The 19516-nt window shown below is 61.8% G+C and carries 20 protein-coding genes; 5 read left to right on the top strand and 15 right to left on the bottom strand.

The window, feature by feature from the left end; all coding sequences use genetic code 11:
• Positions 1-813 carry an endonuclease/exonuclease/phosphatase family protein gene (locus ACN9M3_RS04675; RefSeq protein ID WP_426167969.1) on the bottom strand — a complete coding sequence of 271 codons (813 nt, stop codon included), beginning with the start codon at positions 811-813 and terminating at the stop codon, positions 1-3.
• A gap of 154 nt (positions 814-967) precedes the next feature.
• Between ACN9M3_RS04675 and ACN9M3_RS04670 the strand changes: the two genes are divergently transcribed.
• Positions 968-1675, top strand: a complete 708-nt coding sequence (locus tag ACN9M3_RS04670; protein WP_426320826.1) for a CPBP family intramembrane glutamic endopeptidase — start codon at positions 968-970, stop codon at positions 1673-1675.
• On the top strand, positions 1672-2352 hold the full coding sequence (locus ACN9M3_RS04665) for a penicillin-insensitive murein endopeptidase (RefSeq protein WP_426167965.1): 681 nt from the start codon (positions 1672-1674) through the stop codon (positions 2350-2352). Before ACN9M3_RS04670 ends, ACN9M3_RS04665 begins: the two co-directional genes overlap by 4 nt.
• A 16-nt stretch (positions 2353-2368) precedes the next feature.
• Here ACN9M3_RS04665 and ACN9M3_RS04660 read toward each other — a convergent pair whose 3' ends face one another.
• The 11 genes from ACN9M3_RS04660 to ubiE form a co-directional block, all read right to left on the bottom strand.
• Positions 2369-4057 (bottom strand): ATP-binding protein, encoded by a 1689-nt coding sequence (locus ACN9M3_RS04660; RefSeq protein WP_426167963.1) that lies wholly within the window; start codon positions 4055-4057, stop codon positions 2369-2371.
• A complete protein-coding gene (locus ACN9M3_RS04655; protein ID WP_426167961.1) occupies positions 4054-5334 on the bottom strand; it encodes an HD-GYP domain-containing protein in 1281 nt (426 codons plus the stop codon). The genes ACN9M3_RS04660 and ACN9M3_RS04655 overlap by 4 nt, the downstream gene beginning before the upstream one ends.
• 78 nt (positions 5335-5412) lie before the next feature.
• The gene (gene nudB / locus ACN9M3_RS04650) at positions 5413-5862 is read right to left on the bottom strand and encodes a dihydroneopterin triphosphate diphosphatase (RefSeq protein WP_426167959.1); all 450 of its coding nucleotides are present in this window, start codon (positions 5860-5862) and stop codon (positions 5413-5415) included.
• 117 nt (positions 5863-5979) lie between these two features.
• Positions 5980-7785 (bottom strand): aspartate--tRNA ligase, encoded by a 1806-nt coding sequence (aspS, locus tag ACN9M3_RS04645; RefSeq protein WP_426320823.1) that lies wholly within the window; start codon positions 7783-7785, stop codon positions 5980-5982.
• A gap of 26 nt (positions 7786-7811) precedes the next feature.
• Complete coding sequence (locus tag ACN9M3_RS04640; protein ID WP_426320821.1) at positions 7812-8390, bottom strand: DUF502 domain-containing protein; 579 nt, start codon at positions 8388-8390, stop codon at positions 7812-7814.
• Positions 8391-8412: 22 nt separating this feature from the next.
• Positions 8413-8694, bottom strand: coding sequence for an FmdB family zinc ribbon protein (locus tag ACN9M3_RS04635; RefSeq protein WP_426167953.1), 282 nt, complete (start codon positions 8692-8694; stop codon positions 8413-8415).
• 33 nt (positions 8695-8727) lie between these two features.
• Positions 8728-9192, bottom strand: a complete 465-nt coding sequence (locus ACN9M3_RS04630; RefSeq protein WP_426320819.1) for a methyltransferase — start codon at positions 9190-9192, stop codon at positions 8728-8730.
• A 208-nt stretch (positions 9193-9400) separates the two neighbouring features.
• Positions 9401-10960 (bottom strand): ubiquinone biosynthesis regulatory protein kinase UbiB, encoded by a 1560-nt coding sequence (ubiB, locus tag ACN9M3_RS04625; protein WP_426320817.1) that lies wholly within the window; start codon positions 10958-10960, stop codon positions 9401-9403.
• On the bottom strand, positions 10957-11565 hold the full coding sequence (locus ACN9M3_RS04620) for a ubiquinone biosynthesis accessory factor UbiJ (protein WP_426320815.1): 609 nt from the start codon (positions 11563-11565) through the stop codon (positions 10957-10959). The genes ubiB and ACN9M3_RS04620 overlap by 4 nt, the downstream gene beginning before the upstream one ends.
• 77 nt (positions 11566-11642) lie before the next feature.
• Positions 11643-12584, bottom strand: a complete 942-nt coding sequence (locus ACN9M3_RS04615; RefSeq protein WP_426320813.1) for a Tim44 domain-containing protein — start codon at positions 12582-12584, stop codon at positions 11643-11645.
• Positions 12585-12595: 11 nt separating this feature from the next.
• Positions 12596-13330, bottom strand: coding sequence for a bifunctional demethylmenaquinone methyltransferase/2-methoxy-6-polyprenyl-1,4-benzoquinol methylase UbiE (gene ubiE / locus ACN9M3_RS04610; RefSeq protein ID WP_426167943.1), 735 nt, complete (start codon positions 13328-13330; stop codon positions 12596-12598).
• A 133-nt stretch (positions 13331-13463) separates the two neighbouring features.
• Here ubiE and ACN9M3_RS04605 point away from each other — a divergent pair, with 133 nt between their 5' ends.
• The 3 genes from ACN9M3_RS04605 to ACN9M3_RS04595 all read left to right on the top strand — a co-directional run bounded on the left by ACN9M3_RS04605 (position 13464) and on the right by ACN9M3_RS04595 (position 14529).
• On the top strand, positions 13464-13712 hold the full coding sequence (locus tag ACN9M3_RS04605; RefSeq protein ID WP_028101568.1) for a hypothetical protein: 249 nt from the start codon (positions 13464-13466) through the stop codon (positions 13710-13712).
• 297 nt (positions 13713-14009) lie between these two features.
• Positions 14010-14291 carry a hypothetical protein gene (locus ACN9M3_RS04600; RefSeq protein WP_426167940.1) on the top strand — a complete coding sequence of 94 codons (282 nt, stop codon included), beginning with the start codon at positions 14010-14012 and terminating at the stop codon, positions 14289-14291.
• The gene (locus tag ACN9M3_RS04595) at positions 14266-14529 is read left to right on the top strand and encodes a hypothetical protein (RefSeq protein ID WP_426320810.1); all 264 of its coding nucleotides are present in this window, start codon (positions 14266-14268) and stop codon (positions 14527-14529) included. The genes ACN9M3_RS04600 and ACN9M3_RS04595 overlap by 26 nt, the downstream gene beginning before the upstream one ends.
• Position 14530: 1 nt before the next feature.
• On the opposite strand, the gene ACN9M3_RS04590 is transcribed toward ACN9M3_RS04595, so the two are convergent.
• From ACN9M3_RS04590 to ACN9M3_RS04580, 3 genes are read right to left on the bottom strand one after another with little or no spacing between them, the layout of a single operon-like run.
• Entirely contained in the window at positions 14531-14950 is a 420-nt protein-coding gene (locus ACN9M3_RS04590; RefSeq protein WP_426167936.1) for a gamma-butyrobetaine hydroxylase-like domain-containing protein, read from the bottom strand.
• Positions 14947-15405: an HIT family protein gene (locus ACN9M3_RS04585; RefSeq protein ID WP_426167934.1), complete on the bottom strand. Its 459-nt coding sequence runs from the start codon at positions 15403-15405 to the stop codon at positions 14947-14949. Before ACN9M3_RS04585 ends, ACN9M3_RS04590 begins: the two co-directional genes overlap by 4 nt.
• Positions 15402-19412: a DUF3683 domain-containing protein gene (locus ACN9M3_RS04580; protein ID WP_426320807.1), complete on the bottom strand. Its 4011-nt coding sequence runs from the start codon at positions 19410-19412 to the stop codon at positions 15402-15404. The genes ACN9M3_RS04585 and ACN9M3_RS04580 overlap by 4 nt, the downstream gene beginning before the upstream one ends.
• Between the last annotated feature and the right edge of the window lie 104 nt (positions 19413-19516).

Here is a 19516-nt window from a genome sequence, read left to right as displayed (position 1 = left end):
TCAGGAAACCAGTTTCAGGTTCGCCACGATGGGCGCGTGATCCGACAGCTTGGCCCACAGCGGGCCATGCAGGACTTCCGCGGATTCTACCTTGAAGCCCCGCACATAGATGCGGTCCAACCTGAAAAATGGCAAGGCGGCCGGGAAGGTGCGGGCCGGGCGCTGGGCGGCCTTGCGCCGCGCCAGGGTGCGCACCAGGTCGCCGACCGAATGGCCGTGCTTGATCTCGTCGAAGACTTCGCGCACGCCAAGCGCGCTTTGCAGCTTGTCCGTCAGCGTATTGCGCCAGTCGTTGAAGTCGCCGGCGATGATAACGGGCTCGCCATCGGGCGCCGAACTGCGCACGGCTTCGATCAGCATGTCCGCCTGCCGCACGCGGCTGCGCTCGAACAGGCCGAGATGGATCACGTAGCAGTGCACCAGTTGCCCTTCCGTTTCCACCACCGAATGCAGGATGCCGCGCGATTCGTAGGCGTGGTCGGAAATATCGGTATTGGTCCAGCGCGCAATCGGATATCTGCTGAGCAGCGCATTGCCGTGGTGGCCATGATCGTATTGCGCATTCAGGCCGTACACCGACTGGTGCGACTCGCCCGCGAAGAATTCATGCTGGGCCTTTTTCGGCCAGTGCCGGTGGCCCGCGCTTTCTTCGCCGTAACGGGCCTCGATCCGGTCGTGCTGGCCCTGCACTTCCTGCAGGAAGACCAGGTCGGCATGGAAGGCCTCTATCGCATGGCGCAAGGCATGCACCCGTGGGTGGCTACGGTATGACATGCCTTTGTGGATGTTGTATGTGGCAACGCGGATCTTCATGGAACCATTCTAACCCCAACTGCCCGGCTTGCTCCCCGTCAAAAGTGTCGGGAATTGCTTTATAGTCATGCGCATGAATGAACGACACACCACTTTCCCTTCTGCACCAGAAGCTTTCTTCCTTGTTTTATGCCTTTGGGCCGTCGATTACCTGATGACCTGCGTACTGTACGACGCGCACGGCTTGCTGGGCCTTGACGATCCCTACAGCCTGGTCACGCTCTCCCGGCTGCTGGCCAACGGCATCGTTTTCACCGCGCTGCTGCATTGGAAGAACCTTGACTACCGCGACCTGTTCCATTCCTCGCGCGCGGCAACCGCCGCCACCATGGTTGTCATCGTGCCCCTGGTCCTGCTGGCCACGCCATGCCTGTTCCTGCTCATGGGCTTGGTGAACCGCCTGCTGCTTGCCGAATTTCCCATGCGCGCCGGGATGGAGAACGAGATCAGTAGCTGGCTGTCGGCCGGGCTGCCGCAGATATTGCTGATTTGCGTCATCGCGCCCGTGGTGGAAGAAATGCTGTTCCGTGGCATTATCCTGCGCAGCTTCCTGCAGCAGTATGAGCGTCGCTACGCCATCCTGGGATCAGCGGTCGTGTTCGGCTTCTACCACATGAACATTTACCAGCTTGTCGGCGCCAGCCTGTTCGGTATCGTCGCTGGCTGGCTTTATGAGCGGACGCGCTCGCTGATTCCGGGCATTGCCATGCACGCGGCCGTCAACACCTCGGTCATGCTGATGGCCGCAAATGCCGGAGCCGGTGCTGCGGAAAGCAACTCGGGCTTCTTAGTCCTCTTGCTGCTGCCAGCCTTCCCCGCTTGCTATATGCTGCGCCGCGTCCTTTCGGGGCCTGGCCGTTGAAAGCGGCCCGCGCCACTGCTGCTGCCCTCCTGGCGTTTTGCGCATCCTCGGCCGGCGCAGACGGCAGCCGTTGCCACGGCACCGTCAATCGCGGCAGCATCGAAGGCAGCGTCAAGCTCCCGTCCGAAGGCGCCAATTTCACGGCCTACAGCAAACTGGCCATCGGCATGGGCCGCAACCACGTGCACAGCGAAGTGTCGGCCATCATCCTCGACGCCTACCGTAAGCTCGAGCGCGCCGCGCCGGGAGTGCAATATGTGTACGGGGAATCCGGCAACGAGTTCGGCGGCCGCTTCCGCCCTCATCGCACGCACCAGAATGGCCTGTCGGTCGATTTCCTCGTGCCGGTGCGGGACCAGGGTGGCCGGCCGGCGCGCCTGCCGACACCGGCCACCCAGCGTTTCGGCTACGACATCGAATTCGACCGCGACGCTCGCCATGGCGACTACAGCATCGACTTTGGCGCGATGGCCGAACACCTGCTCCAGTTGGACCAGGCGGCCCGTGCGCGCGGACATGGTCTCGCGCTGGTGATCTTCGACACCGCCTACCTGCCGCGCCTGTTCGCCACGCCGCGCGGCGCCGAACTGAAGCGGCTCAAGTTCATGACGGGCAAGCCGTGGGTACGGCATGACGAGCATTACCACGTCGACTTTGCCGTGCCCTGCAGCCGCTAAGCCACCCGCATCCAGGTCAATTTATGACGTCGTTTTCCTCGGCGGCAGGCGACATCTGCCGCGGCAGGATCACGCGGAAGGTAGTGCCGCGCCCGATTTCGCTGTCGACCTCGATACGCCCACCGTGCTTTTGCACGATGCTGTAGGACAGCGACAGGCCCAGCCCAGTGCCCTTCCCGACCGGCTTGGTGGTGAAGAACGGCTCGAAGATGCGGCCCAGGTTCTCCGCCGCGATGCCGCTGCCGGTATCGCTCACCGACACCGTCACCATTTCGTTCTCGTAACTGGTGCGCACCGTGATGCGTCCGCGGTTCTCGATGGCGTGGGCGGCATTGACCAGCAGGTTCATGAACACCTGGTTCAATTGCGACGGGATGCATTCGATTTCCGGCACGCCGCCATATTCCTTCACGACCTCCGCCTTGTATTTCAGCTCGTTCCAGACCACGTTCAGGGTGCTGTCCAGGCCTGTTTCCAGGTTGGCCACCAGCACGTCGCCGCCCCCGGCGTGCGAGAAGTCCTTCATGTCCTGCACGATGCGCTTGATGCGGTCCAGGCCATCCATCGATTCGGACAGCAGGCTGCCCAGGTCCTCGCGCAGGTAATCGGCGTCGATCTCCTTGCGCAGGGCATTCAGCTCGCCGCGGTCGCTTTCCGGCAGGTGTTCTTCGCGCGCCTCATAGGCGTCCAGCAGCCGCATCAGCGACTGCATATAGCGCTGCAGGCTGCTCAGGTTGGAATTGACGAAGCCGACCGGGTTGTTGATCTCGTGCGCCACGCCGGCTGCCAGCACGCCGATGGAAGCCATCTTTTCCGATTGCAGGAGCTGGTTCTGTGCTTCCCCCAGCTTGCGGATCAGGTCGGCCTGGCGCGTCTTCTCGCTCTCCAGCGTGATGTTCGCCATCTGCAGCGCCAGAGTGCGTTCGTGCACGCGGCTCTCCAGCTGGTCGCGCGATTCGCGCAGGGCCTGCTCCGCATGCACGCGCTCCGTGTTGTCGAGGAAGCCGTACACCCGGCCGATAATGCGCTCGCCGAGGAATTGCGGGCGCGAACTGCATTCGAACACGCGGCCATCGTGCAGGTGGAACTGGTCCAGCGTCTCGTGCGGATCGCTCACTTGCTGCAGCCGTTCGCGGCATAAATCCTGCTCGACCACATTGGCAGTCAGGAATTCGAGGATGGCTGCGTCGTTGCCGTTCTTGAGGAAGGCTTCCGGGATGTGCCACATTTCGCTGAACTGACGGTTCATGCTGGCGATCTTGTTGTGCCAGTCGATCACCAGGATGCCGTTGCCGGTTGCTTCCAGCGTGGTGCGCAGCTGCGACAGGGTCTGCTCCAGCACGTCCTCCACCTTGCGCTCCTGGCGTGCATCGCGGGCCAGAATCAGGATCAGCCAGCGGTCTTCATGGCGCAGCACGCGCAGCGATTTCATGACCATGATTTGCGTGCCGTCGGCGCGCTGGTATTCGCCTTCCTGCGCATCGATATCCTGGAAGTGGCCGCCGCGCACGTCCTCCCAGTAAAACACGTCCTGCAGCGAGCTCTCGATGTCGGTGATCTGCATTTCGACCAGTTGCGCTCCCGAATAGCCAAGCACTTGCTCGGCCACCCGGTTGGCAACGATGATGTGCAGGTCGGTGGGATCGACCAGCAGCATCATATGCGGACTGTGGTCGAGCATCAGCTGGCGCAGTGCGGAAATCACCCGGTCGCTCCCTGGCCCGGCTTGGTGGCGTCGAAGTAGTAGCTGACCCGCTTGCGCGGGCTGAGGTAAGCGTAGATCTCCTTCGGCACCTGCGCAGGCTTGATGGCCCGTACGATATTCAGGTCGCTTTCCAGCGCCATGTCCACCATGATCGCATCTTCGCGCGACACGCCCGGTTCATACACGACGAGTTCCGGCTTGTTCGGCTTTTCGGTATTGATGGTGGCGACCATGCCGGTGGCGCCGTTCGACAACTGCACGATGGTGCCCGGCGGGTAGACGCCAAGGCAGCGGATGAACACCTGCAGCAGCTTGGGATCGAACTTGCCCCGGTTCTTGGCGAACATCAGCGATAGGGCTTCATGCGGGGTCAGGCCGGGCGTGCCGTTGACCGGGTTGCATAGGCGGTCGTAGTAGTTGGCGATCGCCACGATGCGCGCCAGCACGCCGATCTCCTCGCCTTTCAATTGCCGCGGGTAGCCGCTGCCATCGAACATTTCGTGGTGGTCGCGCACGATGGCAACGGCGGCGGCCGGGAACTTGAGCTGCTGCCCCATTTCCGTCCCCACCGCGCAATGGGTTTCGTACAGGTGCTGCTCGGAGTGCGTCCATGGCTCGGTCTTGGTCAGCACCTTGTCCGGGATATTGCGCACGCCAAGGTCATGGAACATGGCGCCGACGCCCATCGCTCCCGCCACCTCGCGCGGCAGCTTGATGTCGCGCGCAATCATCATCGACAGCATGGTGACGTTGAGCGAATGCAGGTAGATTTCCTCGCCGCCGGTGCGGTCGCCCATGACGTGGATCGCCAGTTCCGGCGCACTCAGGATGGAGTCGGCGATCTTGCCGATCATCTCGCTGGCCTTCTGCAGGTTCTCGGCCGGGCGCGCGAAGATGTTCTTTTCCATGTCTTTCATGGCGCGCGCCGTATCGACAAACGCATGTTCGATGCGGGCCGCGTTCTCGCGCTGCTGGCGCATGCGCTCCATCATGGCGCGCTTGGCTGCAAGCTCTGGGGATTCAGGCGCGGGCGGCGGCGGCGGCGCGGCGGCGGCAATTTCCTGCGCTTCGGCCGACAGCGCGGCCGGCTGCACGTCGCTCAAGGCAGGATCGATGCGGATCTTGTGCAAGCCGAGGCTGCGCAACTGGTGGATCTGCTCCTGCGACTTGATCTTGAAATGGCTGAATGCAAAAGGATGCTCAAACCACTTCAGATCGAGGTGGACGTACAAGCCTACCTGCAACTGCTCCAGAAGAATATCCTGAGTCTCCGGCATGGCATGTGCCCCCAGCGTGACAGTCGATGTCCGATTATAGCCAAACGCGCGGAGTGCGATTTACAAGCAAGCTGCAAGTTACATATATTGCGGTAACTGGAGGATTGCCTCGGCGTTGGAGGGGGAAAAGCAGCGGTCAGCCGCTTCCAGATACGGCAGCCAGACGTGGGCGGTATGTTCGCGCGGGCTCAGCATGACGGGCACGTTGCGCGGCACCTGCACGCTGAAGATGTGTTCGAGGTTGTGGGTGACGCCGGGTTCGTAGCGGTGGCGCCAGATGGGATAGATTTCGTAGATGTTCTGCAGGCCCCAGTCGCGCAGTACGATGTGCTTGCCGTCGGCGACGATGCCGGTTTCTTCGAACAGTTCGCGGGTGGCGGTGGTGAGCAGGGGTTCGTCGAGGGCGTCTTTCGAGCCGGTGACGGATTGCCAGTAGCCGGGGTTGCCGGCGCGCTCGATCAGGAGCACTTCCAGCTCGGCGGTGTGGATGACCACCAGGACGGATTCGGGGATTTTGTAGGGCTTCATAAACCGGTGAACCTGCGGGAACTGGCCCTAGGTCCAGCCCCCGTCCTTCACTGCAGTTGCGGCGGCAGTCGCGGGCCCAGTGTCAGACCCTGCGGGTCTGACACTGGTTTGCCGGTTTTAGCCAGCCACCTTAGGCTCAGCCGAACGCAGGCGGATATGCAGTTCACGCAGCTGCTTCTCGTCCACCGGCGATGGCGCCTGGGTCAGCAGGCACTGCGCACGCTGGGTTTTCGGGAAGGCGATCACGTCGCGGATCGAATCGGACTTGGTCATCAGGGTCACGATACGATCCAGGCCGAAGGCCAGGCCGCCGTGCGGAGGCGCGCCGTACTGCAGCGCGTCCAGCAGGAAGCCGAACTTCTCGCGAGCCTCTTCAGCACCGATCTTCAGCGCGCGGAACACTTTGGACTGCACTTCTTCGCGGTGGATACGGATCGAGCCGCCGCCCAGTTCCCAGCCGTTCAGCACCATGTCGTAGGCCTTGGCGATACATGCGCCTGGATTGGTTTCCAGCATGTCTTCGTGGCCGTCTTTTGGCGAGGTGAACGGGTGGTGGGTTGCGGTCCAGCGGTCTTCTTCTTCGTCGTATTCGAACATCGGGAAGTCGATCACCCACAGCGGCGCCCACACGTCGTTGAACAGGCCATTGGCCTTGCCGAACTCGGAGTGGCCGATCTTCACGCGCAGCGCGCCGATCGCGTCGTTCACAACCTTGGCCTTGTCGGCGCCGAAGAAGATCAGGTCGCCGTCTTGCGCGCCGGTCAGTTCCAGGATCTTGTTCAGGGCTTCGTCGTGGATATTCTTCACGATCGGCGACTGCAGGCCGTCACGGCCCTTGGCCTTCTCGTTGACCTTGATGTAGGCCAGGCCCTTGGCGCCATAAATGGCGACGAACTGGGTGTACGCGTCGATTTCCGAACGCGGCATGTCGGCGCCCTTCGGCACGCGCATGCCGACTACGCGGCCGTTCTTCATGTTGGCGGCGCCGGAGAAGACTTTGAACTCCACATCCTTCATCACGTCGGTCAGGTCGGTGAATTCCAGCTTGACGCGCATGTCAGGCTTGTCCGAACCGTACTTGCCCATGGCTTCGGCGAAGTCCATGACCGGGAACGGGTTTGGCAGATCCACGCCCATGGTGTTCTTGAACACTTTGCGGATCATGGTTTCGAACAGGTCGCGGATTTCCTGTTCAGTCAGGAACGAGGTTTCGCAGTCGATCTGGGTGAATTCAGGCTGGCGGTCGGCACGCAGGTCTTCGTCGCGGAAGCACTTGGTGATCTGATAGTAGCGGTCGAAGTTGGCGACCATCAGCAGCTGCTTGAACAGCTGAGGCGACTGCGGCAGCGCAAAGAATTCGTGCGCGTTCACGCGGGACGGCACCAGGTAGTCGCGCGCGCCTTCCGGAGTGGACTTGGTCAGCACCGGGGTTTCGATATCGATAAAGCCAAGGTCGTCCAGGTACTTGCGCACTTCCATGGTCACCTTGTAACGCAGGCGCAGGTTGTTCTGCATCTGCGGGCGGCGCAGGTCCAGCACGCGGTGGGTCAGGCGGGTGGTTTCGGACAGGTTGTCGTCGTCCAGCTGGAATGGAACTGGTACGGAGGCGTTCAGCACTTCCACTTTGGAGGCAACGACTTCGATCTTGCCCGACTTCAGGTTGTTGTTGACGGTGCCGGCCAGGCGGTCTTTCACGGTGCCGGTGATGCGCAGGCAGTACTCGTTACGCACGGATTCGGCAACGGAGAACACTTCCGCCTGGTCCGGGTTGCAGACCACCTGCACCAGGCCTTCGCGGTCGCGCAGGTCGATGAAGATCACGCCGCCGTGGTCGCGGCGACGGTGCACCCAGCCGCACAGGCTGACGGTTTGGCCTACGAGGGCTTCGGTTACGAGGCCGCAGTATTCAGTACGCATGGACATATTGATTCTCAGTTTCAGGTTAAGTTTTATTCAGGGACGACAACGCCCATCGAAACGATGTACTTCAGTGCGGCATCGACGCTCATATCGAGCTCGATTACATCTTTTTTCGGGAACATCAGGAAGAAGCCGGAAGTCGGGTTCGGCGTGGTTGGCACGTAGACGCTGATGAATTCATCGTCCAGGTGCTTCTGCACTTCGGTGGCCGGCGCGCCGGTCAGGAAGGCGATCGTGCGCGAGCCCGCATGCGGATAAGGCACCAGCACCGCCTTGCGGAAGGCATTGCCGGAATCGGAGAACAGCGTGTCCGATACCTGCTTCACGCTGCCGTACAGCGAGCTGACCACTGGAATGCGGTGCAACAGCTTTTCCCACTGGCGGATCAGGAAATTGCCAACCAGGTTATTGGTCAGCAGGCCGGTCAGGAACACGATCAGCACGGTCAGGATGGTGCCCAGGCCCGAAATTCGTCGGTCCTTGGGCAGCCACTTCTCCGGGATCAGCAGCAGCGACTGGTCCATGGTGGAGATCACCAGGTTCAGCACCCATGCCGTAATGGCCAGCGGTACCAGGACCAGCAAGCCGGTTATGAAATATTTGCGCATCGTGTTCCTTGTGCGGGGAAAATCAAGCCTCGCTGGTGGACTTCGCCGGTGCAGGTGCCGGCGCGGCTGCCGCCGGGGCTTCGGTCTTGGCCGTGCTGGCAACGCCGGTTGCCGGGGCGCTGCCGCCACGGAAATCGGTTACGTACCAGCCGGTGCCTTTCAGTTGGAAGCCGGCTGCGGTCAGTTGCTTCTTAAAGGTGGACTTGCCGCAGGAAGGGCAATCGGTGAGCTGCGGATCGGAGATCTTTTGCAGCACGTCCTTGGCAAAGCCACATTCCTCGCAGCGGTAAGCGTAGATAGGCATCGATTACTCCGCAAAAAACATCAAAACCCTGAATTATAAAGCTTTTTTCCGGCGCCAGGCCATCCAACGCTCCTTGCCCTCGAATACCGGGATGGAGTCTTCGACCGGCGCGTCTTGCTCGAGATCGAAGTAAGCGCTCATTAACCGGTTCAGCAGCTCCTGGTCGGCACCGAACGGCGGGCCTTTCGGATTGCTGTCGAAGAAGAAGTAGCCCAGGAGCAGGCCGCCTTCCGGCAGCAGTTGCGCCCAGCGCTGCACCACGCGCGGCCACATCTCGCGCGGCATGGCGCACAGGAAGGCGCGTTCGTAGACCAGGTCCAGCGGCAGTTGCGGTGTGTATTCGAAGAAATCGGCTTCGATCACGTGCTCACGCCAGGGGCCGACAGCTTGTTGCGCCGCAACAACGGCGGACGGGGAGAAGTCGATGGCGGTGGCGTTCCAGCCGGCTTCGCAGAACGCTTGCAGTTCGTAGGCACTGCCGCAGCCGGGGATGAGCACCGAAAACCGGCCACCCGATGTCTGACCCGCAGGGTCAGACACCTGTCCAGCGGCTGCCGCGTACCTGGGGGTCTGACCCTGTGGGTCAGACCCTGGGTTACCGGTTTGGAGCCAGCGCGCCAGCTGCGCCGGAACACCCCCGCGATCCCACGGCTTGAATTCAGCCTCGAACCGCTGGTCCCAGAACTCCGGCGTGCGCGGATCGCGGTTAGTGAAGTCGGGCATAAGCCACGTACGCCACAGCGCCCAACACAAACGACCCGACCAGGAATGCAAAGAACGACAGCAAGCGATTGGTATGCCGCTGCTCTTCGACCAAGTGGGCCAGCAAAGCCTTGGTCTCCACGTCGCGCTCCGCAGCGACTGTGAGCGCCTGGTGCGCAAGCCGCGGCAACTGCGGGAAGATATGCGAATAGCGCGGCGCTTCCGCCTTCAGGCGCTCCACCAGGCCGCGCCAGCCCACCTGCTCCGCCATCCAGCGCTCCAGGTAAGGCTTGGCCGTCTTCCACAGGTCCAGGTCAGGATCGAGCTGGCGGCCCAGGCCTTCAATATTCAGCAGCGTCTTTTGCAGCAGCACCAGCTGCGGCTGCACTTCCACATTGAAGCGGCGCGAAGTCTGGAACAGGCGCAGCAGCACCTGGCCGAACGAAATGTCCTTCAGCGGACGGTCGAAGATCGGCTCGCAGCACGCCCGCACTGCAGCTTCCAGCTCATCGACGCGGGTCTCTTTCGGCGCCCAGCCTGATTCGATATGCGCCTCCGCCACGCGCTTGTAATCGCGGCGGAAGAAGGCCAGGAAGTTCTGCGACAGGTAATCCTTGTCGTAATCGTTCAGCGTGCCGACGATGCCGAAGTCCAGTGCGATATAGCGGCCAAACGACTCAGGCTCGATCGACACCAGGATATTCCCCGGGTGCATGTCGGCGTGGAAGAAGCCGTCGCGGAACACCTGCGTGAAGAAGATCTCCACGCCATCGGACGAGAGCTTTTTCAAGTCCACGCCGGCCTCGATCAGGCGATCGATCTGCGACACCGGAATGCCGTGCATGCGCTCCATCACGATCACATTGCTGGAGCAATAATCCCAGTACATCTCCGGCACCAGCAGCAGCTTCGACTCGGCAAAGTTGCGGCGCAACTGGCTGGCGTTGGCGGCCTCGCGCATCAGGTCCAGTTCATCGTGCAGGTACTTGTCGAACTCCTGCACCACCTCCTGGATTTTCAGGCGCTTTGAATCGGCCCACACGCGGTTGATGAAGTTGGCCGCGATATGCATCAGCGCTACGTCTTCATCGATCAGTTTCTTCATGCCAGGGCGCAGGACTTTCACTGCCACCTGGGTGCCATCCTTCAGCGCAGCAAAGTGCACCTGGGCGATGGATGCCGACGCCACCGGCACGCGCTCGAAGCGCGCAAACAGTTCGTCAGGATGGGCGCCCAGCGACTCCTCGATCATCCTGATCGCCAGGTCGGAATCGAAGGGCGGTACGCGGTCCTGCAGCTTGGACAGCTCGGCCACGATATCGAGCGGGAACAGGTCGCTGCGGGTCGACAGCACCTGGCCGAATTTGACGAAGATCGGACCCAGCTCCTCCAGCGCGCGGCGCAGGCGCACGGCGCGCGGCGTCGACAGGTCGCGCCAGAAAAAGACGGTATCGAGAAACTTGCTGATGCGTGGCTTGTCGAAGCCGGAAATGGCGATTTCATCCAGCCCGTACCGGACGGAGACGCGGACAATCTTGAACAGCCTGAGGAATTTGCGAATCATTTAGCCAGTTTTTGTTCGAGTTTTTCCAGCCGCTTGCTGGCGCGTTCCACGTCGTCGCGGAAGCGGGTCACATCGGCCGCAAAGCTTTCCGCCACCACAGGGCGGATCAACAGCGGGTTCTCGTCGAGGAAATACTCCGCGACATTCTCGGCCACTTTGCGCTGGCCGTTGCGCGCGCCCTGCACTGCCGCTTTCGCACCCTGCACCAGGCGCACGGCAGCAATCGGGCCCACTAGTTTTTCCAGGTCGTACTCGGCTTCCCAGCGCAGCGATTGCGACAGGCGCGAAATGGCGTTGGCGAATTCGGCATCGCCTTCGATCTGCACGTAGGAGAAAGCACGCTCGCGGTTTTGCGCGATCAGGGGCAGGTCGCTCAGCTTCAGGCGGATCGTCACCGCTGCCCCGGCCTCGTTGCCTGCCGCTTCCACCATGCCGTCGGGCGCCACGCGCAGGCGCAGCACAGCGGGGTTGGCATCGATCACGGCGACCTTGCCGGCATGTAGCTTGAGCTCGGTGCGCGCCCATGGCTCCTGCGCCAGCAGGTGATTGACGGTGGCAGCTGCCGGCATGCTCAGGCCAGGCAGCCTGGGAGGGAATGGAAACATATTCAAGTGGGTCCAAATAAAACAAAACCGCCCCGGAAAACCAGGGCGGTCTCGATCTTACCAGTTAGTGCGCCAACTCACGCAAGCTGCTGGATACCTGCCAGCATCCAGCCAGTTTTGCCGTTATGCGGTTTGCTCAGGTTCCAGACTTCCTGGAACGGTTCCGGCAGCGCATCGGCGGCGGGTTTCATCTTGCCCCAGAACTTCACGCTGGCCAGGGAATCATTGCCGTCGTTCTCGATGCCCAGCAACTCGGCCTCAATCGCCACCACATCGGTGTACTCGGCTTGCGCGCCGCGCTCCTGGATCTGCATGCGCAGCTCGGCAAAAACCTCGGGCGTGGTGAAAGTACGGATATCTTCCACGTCCGCCTTGTCCCATGCCGCTTGCAGGCGGATGTAGTTGGACTTGGCCGCACGCAGGAAGCCGGCGGTGTCGAAGTCGGCCGGCACACCCCATGGGGTATGCGCCACGGTTTCTGCAGCTGCAGGCGCCGCCAATGCCGCGCCGGCAGCAGGCATCACCGGCTCGAAAGCCGCTGGCTGCATCTGGTGCACGTTGCCGCCGTTATAGCCGCCGCTGAACGCTGGCTGGGCCGCCGGCTGCGATTTGCGGCGCAGCATGCGGACGATGAAGAAGATCACACCGCCGATCAGGGCGATCATCAGGATCGAGCTGATGGCCGACGCCATGGCGCCGCCCAGGCCGAAGTGCGACAGCAGTGCGCCCAGGCCAAGGCCGAGCAGTGCACCGCCGAGGATGCCCTTCCACATGCTAGGCTTCGGCGCCGGAGCCGGTGCTGCAGGCGCAGGCGCTGCAGCCGGACGGGTGGCAGTCGGCGCTGCAGTCGGAGCGGTGGGCGCCGGTGCAGTAGTGGTCTGCTTCGGCATGCTGCTCACGCTCGACGACTGGCGGCCGAAGGACTTGCCGCCGCCCATCGGGCGGGCAGACAATTCGCTCATCATGCTCACAGCGGACAGCACAATCATCGCGCCGGCCAGGAATTTTTTCATTTTCATCGTTGGATGTCTCACATTTTGATGCCAGTGTGTAAAGCGGCCACACCCGCCGTCAGGTTGTAGTACTGCACGCGCTCCAGACCCGCAGCCTGCATCATGGTCTTCAGCGTTTCCTGGTCCGGGTGCATGCGGATGGATTCGGCCAGGTAGCGATAGCTCTCCGAATCGTTGGCCACTTTCTGGCCCATCCACGGCAACACCGTGAAGGAATAAAAGTCATACGGTTTTTGCAAGAGCGGATCCACTTTCGAGAATTCCAGCACCAGCAATTTGCCGCCCGGCTTCAACACGCGACGCATTTCAGAAAGTGCAACATCCTTGTGCGTCATATTGCGCAGGCCGAACGCCACGCTGACACGGTCGAAGTAGTTATCCGGGAACGGCAACTTCTCCGCATCGCAAATCAAGGTGGGGGTAACCAGGCCCTTATTCAAGAGACGATCACGGCCGACACGCAGCATCGATTCGTTGATATCCGTCAGCCACACCTCGCCGGTCGAACCAGCCGCCTTGGCAAACGCCTTGGCCAGGTCGCCGGTACCGCCCGCGATATCGAGCACCTTCATGCCCGGGCGCACGGCCGCGTTAGCAATAGTGAAAGCCTTCCAGATGCGGTGCAAGCCGCCGGACAGAAGGTCATTCATGATGTCGTACTTGGCGGCGACGGAGTGGAAGACCTTGGCGACTTCCTTGACTTTGTCGTCTTCGTTGACGGTTTTATAACCGAAATGGGTGGTGTTGGTCATTTTGAGGGTGCCTTGTAATTGCCGCATTATACATTTGTGGGGTGACGCACAGATTTTGATGAGGCTTGTCAACCAGAATGCTCAACGAGTCGTTTTATGGCTCAGACGATTTGTCTTACTAGGAGATTTTCAGATGGAGCTTCAGCAAAAATTGCCCGCGGACATTTTTTTCCCGGATATCGACGAAGCCACCAAGCAGTTCATCGATGCCACCCGCGCCCAGTCGCGCGCCCTGGCGTCCGCTGAGCCGCATCCAATGACCTTCAACGTCGAGGCAATTCGCCGCCTGACTCCAGAAGCCCGCGCCGCATTCCGCTACATCTGGGAACGCGAGCAGCAGCGCTATGAAGAGTTCCAGCGTCGCAAAATGATGGTCAACTAAGCACACTTTCAATGGCGGCAACATGCCGCCATTCCTTGATGTATCCGAAAGCAGGCATTCGGGCCAAGCGTAAGCTGGCCCAATGCCCAGCAAGATCTACCTCGACACTTCCGTCCTCTGCGCCCTGGCCGACCGCCAGCCCGCAGCGCCTATGCACGCACCTGCCAGTCGCTGACGCGGCGCTGGTTCCGCGCCCTGCCGCACACCCGGAATCTCTGCACATCCGAGATCGCCCTCCAGGCAATCATTGCTGGCCCACCCGAACTGGCCTCCGCCCGCCTGACGAAAGCCGAATCCGTGCTCGTCCTACCGGACAACAAAATATTTCGCGAAAAAGCGGAACTTTTGATAGCCGGCGGCGGCCTAAGTTCCAATGAGGCGAAGCTTGGCGCTCAAATCGCGTGTGCATCTCAATTCGGTTCCAGCTTGTTTATGACATGGCAATGGCAGCGCCTGGAAGCAGAACGCCTGCCACATCTGCACATGATGCTCGGCGAGGCAGGTTTTGCACAAATCGATTTCGTCACTCCGCTACAACTCTTGGAGCTCAACTATGAAACGATACAGACTTCCCGCTGACGTAGACTTCCCTGAACTGGACCAAGCGACCAAAGAGGAAATGGACAGGATGCACGCAGAAATGCTCAGGTGTTGCCCGGGCCACCCGGATGACATTCCTGAAGTGACGTCATTTTCCCCAAAATTCCTGCGTTCATTGCCAGCGAAAAACCGCGCCATGTACAAATATGTTTGGCTGAACCACGTGAAGGAGTATGAGGAGTTCATGCGCCAGCACCCGGAGCTGGACTGCGACTGACTCAGTGATGATGGCCGCAACCGTGGGCTTTTGCGGCAGCGCCGGGGAGAACTGTGCCGGGCTCGCGGCCGGAGTCGCCGGGGAAGCCGGCCGCCTCCAGGCGCTTCAGGTAGTCAGTCCAGTGGTGCTCCATGCGGGCGCCGAGGTCGTACAGGTAATCCCAGGTATACAAGCCGGAATTGTGGCCGTCGTCAAAGGTCGGCTTGACGGCGTAATTGCCGACCGGCTCGAGGTTGGTCATGGCGACCTCCCGCTTGCCGACTTGCAGCACTTCCTGGCCCGGCCCGTGCCCCTTCACTTCCGCCGACGGTGAATACACGCGCAGCAGTTCAAAAGGAATATTGAAGCTTGCGCCATCGTCGAAGGAGACTTCAAGATAGCGCGATTTGCTGTGGACAGTCAGGCCGGTAGGATTGCTCATTTCAGGTTCAGGATAATCGCCGCACGCAGGGCCGGCAGCAAGGCCGCACGCGCTGCCACGGCGGCCGGATCGGCTTCGCGCTGCTTCGCGCCCCAGGTCGGGTTCGGGAAGTGCGCATCGTCAGTGTAGCGCGGGATCACGTGCCAGTGCACGTGCGGCGTCATATTGCCGAAGCTGGCCACATTGACCTTGTGCGGCGCCATGGTCGTGCGTTGCGCCTGCTCTACCGCCCACACGGCCCACATGACGTGGTCGCGGTCTTCCGGCGACAGGTCGGTCATCTCGCGCACATGGTCGTGCCACACCACGCGGGTGTAGCCGGGATAGCCCGGCTCGTCGACCAGCACCACAGCCAGGCGCTCGTCGCGCCAGACCAGCGGGCTCGCCGCGCCGGCGGGCGCCGCATCGAAGCCGGCCAACAGCTTGCACAGGTCGCAGTTCGCAGTCGTCGTCATACCAGCACCCTCTCGATGCCGCCGTCATTGGCGCGCGCCACGTAATCCACCAGCCAGTTGTCGCCCAGCTTGTGCTTGGCGATTTCGATCACGATGTAATCTGCGGTGGTGCCCGAATCGTCGTTATAGCGGCTCAGGCCCTGCATGCACGATGGGCAGGAAGTGAGGATCTTGACGTCGCCCTGGAAGCCGTCGGCACGCAGCTTGTCTGCGCCCGACACCATTTCCTGCTCCTTGCGGAAGCGGACCTGGGTCGAAATATCCGGACGCGCATTCGCCAGCGAGCCGGACTCACCGCAGCAGCGGTCGTTCTTCTCGATCTTCACGTTGTCGATGGTCGACACCAGCGCATTCACGGTCTTGATCGGGTCCTGCTGCTTCATCGGCGTGTGGCAAGGATCGTGGTACATGTAGCGGGTACCCTCCACGCCTTCCAGCTTGACGCCCTTCTCCAGCAGGAATTCGTGGATGTCCATGATGCGGCAGCCCGGGAAAATCTTCTCGAACTCATAGGTCGCCAGCTGGTCATAGCAGGTGCCGCAAGACACCACCACCGTCTTGATGTCCAGGTAGTTCAGCGTGTTCGCCATGCGGTGGAAGAGGACGCGGTTATCCGTCATCATCTTCTCGGCCTTGTCGAAATCGCCGGCGCCGCGCTGCGGATAGCCGCAGCACAGGTAGCCCGGTGGCAGCACGGTCTGCACGCCCACCTCCCACAGCATGGCCTGCGTTGCCAGGCCCACCTGCGAGAACAGCCGCTCCGAGCCGCAACCCGGGAAGTAGAACACCGCTTCCGTATTGGCGTTGGTCTTCTTCGGATCGCGGATGATCGGGATCATCTTGTTGTCTTCGATGTCGAGCAGCGCACGCGCCGTTTTCTTCGGCAGGTTGCCCGGCATCTTCTTGTTCACGAAGTGGATCACCTGCTCGCGCACGGCCGGCTTGCCGACGGTTGGCGGCGGCGCCTTGGTCTGCTTGCGCGCCACGGCCTTGAACACTTCGTGGCCCAGGCGCTGCGCCTTGTAGCCCCAGCCGATCATGGTCTGGCGCGTGGCGTTGATGGTCGCCGGATCGGTCGCGTTCAGGAAGAACATGGTCGCCTTCTTGCCCGGATTGAACGATCGCTTGTTCATCTTGCGCAGCAGGTTACGCATGTTCATCGACACGTCGCCGAAGTCGATATTGACCGGGCAAGGCGTGGCGCACTTGTGGCACACGGTGCAGTGGTCGCTGACGTCTTCGAATTCTTCCCAATGGCGGATCGAAATGCCGCGGCGGGTCTGTTCTTCGTACAGGAAAGCTTCGATCAGCGACGAGGTGGCGAGGATCTTGTCGCGCGGCGAATACAGCAGGTTGGCGCGCGGCACGTGGGTCGAGCACACCGGCTTGCACTTGCCGCAGCGCAGGCAGTCCTTCACGCTGTTGGCGATGTCGCCGATATCGCTTTGCTGCATGATCAGCGATTCGTGGCCCATCAGGCCGAACGACGGCGTGTAGGCGTTTTCCAGCGTGGCTTCCATGCCCGGCAGGTTGAGCAGCTTGCCCTTGTTGAAGCGGCCTTCCGGGTCGACGCGTTTCTTGTACTCGCGGAATTCGCCGATTTCATCGTCGGTCAGGAATTCCAGCTTGGTGATGCCGATGCCGTGCTCGCCCGAGATCACGCCATTCAGCGAACGGGCCAGCTTCATGATGCGCGCCACGGCCTTGTGCGCGTCCTGCAGCATTTCGTAATGGTCCGAGTTGACCGGCAGGTTGGTGTGCACGTTGCCGTCGCCAGCGTGCATGTGCAGCGCCACGAAGACGCGGCCATGCAGCACGCGCTTGTGGATCGCCTGGGCTTCGTCGAGGATCTGCTTATACGCGCCGCCGTTGAAGATCTGGCGCAGTTGCGCGCGAATCTCCTGCTTCCAGCTGATGCGCACGGTGCGGTCCTGCGCTACGTCGAACAGGGTCGCTTGCGGCTGGTGCTGCAGGCGGTCGTCCAGCGCGCCGGCCAGGTGCTCCAGGCCCAGCGCCAGCAGGTCGCCGCGCACTTCGGCCAGCGGCTTGTCCAGGTTGGCCAGGATGAAGGTCCAGCGTGCATGCACCTGGTCCACCAGGGCCAGCGCCTGCGCCTGGCGGTCGCCCAGCATTTCCGCGTAGCCGACCTTGTCGTCGGTGGCGTCGTCGCTCTTGCCGATCGGGAGCTTGTCGGCAGCGAGGTATTCGCGCAGCTCTTCCGCCAGTTGCAGCTTGTTCTTGATCGACAGTTCGATGTTGATGCGCTCGATGCCGTCGGTGTACTCGCCCATGCGGTTCAGCGGGATCACCACGTCTTCATTGATCTTGAAGGCGTTGGTGTGCTTCGCAATAGCCGCAGTGCGGGCGCGGTCCAGCCAGAATTTCTTGCGTGCTTCAGGGCTCACTGCCACGAAGCCTTCGCCGACGCGGGTGTTCGCCAGGCGTACCACTTCGGATGCGGCCAGCGCCACGGCGTCTTCATCGTCGCCGACGATGTCGCCGAACAGGGCCATTTTCGGCAACACGCCGCGCTTGGACTTGGTCGCGTAGCCGACGGCGCGCAGGTAGCGCTCGTCCAGGTGCTCCAGGCCGGCAAGACGGATGGTCTTGAACTGTTCGCCCTGTGCCGGCAGGCCATCCAGGTAATCCTTGATCTCCACGATCGAAGGAATCGCATCGCGCGCCTGGCCGAAGAACTCCAGGCAAACCGTGCGCGTGAACTTCGGCATCTTGTGCAGGATCCAGCGCGCAGACGTGATCAGGCCATCCGTACCCTCTTTCTGCACGCCCGGCAGGCCGGCCAGGAACTTGTCGGTGACGTCCTTGCCCAGGCCTTCCTTGCGGAACTTGCGGCCTTCGATCTCCAGGATCTCGGTCTTGAACGGTTCGCCCTTGGCTTCGCCGCGCGAATTCGGATGCGTCCATTCCAGCTTGAAGCGCGCGAGCGGCGTGTCGTGGATCTTGGACAGGTTGTGGTCCAGGCGCGTGACTTCCAGCCAGTCACCGTTCGGGTCGACCATGCGCCACGACGCCAGGTTATCCAGCGCGGTACCCCACAACACGGCCTTCTTGCCGCCCGCATTCATCGCAATATTGCCACCGATGCAGGAGGCGTGGGCCGAAGTCGGATCGACGGCGAACACGAAGCCCGCCTTCTCGGCCGCTTCGCTGACCTTGTTGGTGATGACGCCCGCTTCCGAGTGCACGGTCGCGTATTCGCGGTCCAGGCCCGGCAGCACCTTCATTTCAACGGCGCCCAGCTTGAGCAGTTTTTCGGTGTTGATCACGGCCGACAGCGGCGTCAGCGGAATGGCGCCGCCGGTGTAGCCGGTGCCGCCGCCGCGCGGGATGATGGTCAGGCCAAGTTCGATACAGCCTTTCACCAGGCCGGCCATTTCATCTTCGCTGTCCGGGGTCAGCACCACGAACGGGTATTCGACGCGCCAGTCGGTGGCGTCGGTCACGTGGCTGATGCGCTTCATGCCGTCGAAGCAGATGTTGTGCTTCTCGGTGTACTTGCCCAGCACCTTCAGCGTGCGCTTGCGCAGGTCGTACATCTGGCGGAACTCTTCGCCGAAATCGGCGACTGCCTTGCTGGCGGCACGCAGCAGCTTTTCCACGTTGCCGCTGCGCTTCTGCGAATCGGCATCGGCAGCCGCATCGACGGTGTTGCGGCGCTTGTCCACTTCCGACAGGCGGTGATGCAGCGCGTCGATCAGGGCCTGGCGGCGCTTCGGGTTATCCAGCAGGTCGTCCTGCAGGTAAGGGTTGCGGCGTACGACCCAGATATCGCCCAGCACTTCGTACAGCATGCGCGCGGAACGGCCGGTCTGGCGAGAGGCCCTCAGTTCGTCCAGCAACGCCCAGGACTCTTCGCCCAGCAGGCGGATCACAATTTCGCGATCAGAGAACGAGGTGTAGTTGTACGGAATTTCCCGCAAGCGGGTGTGGGCGTGACCATCTGGCGATTCGGCGAGCAGTGCCTGGATTTGTGCTGGTGCGTTCATATTGCGTGGACGGGGGGCTGACGCTGGGACAGGCCATTCTATCTTATTGCGGCGCACAAGATGGGAACAGCCTTAGAAGGCCGAAGGGTTCCGTTAACGTCAAT

It is taken from the genome of Pseudoduganella sp. R-43 (genome assembly GCF_049913255.1).
Classification (GTDB): domain Bacteria; phylum Pseudomonadota; class Gammaproteobacteria; order Burkholderiales; family Burkholderiaceae_D; genus Rugamonas.
The sequence above is the reverse complement of the archived record's forward strand: the minus strand, read 5'-3'. Positions and strand labels throughout refer to the sequence as shown.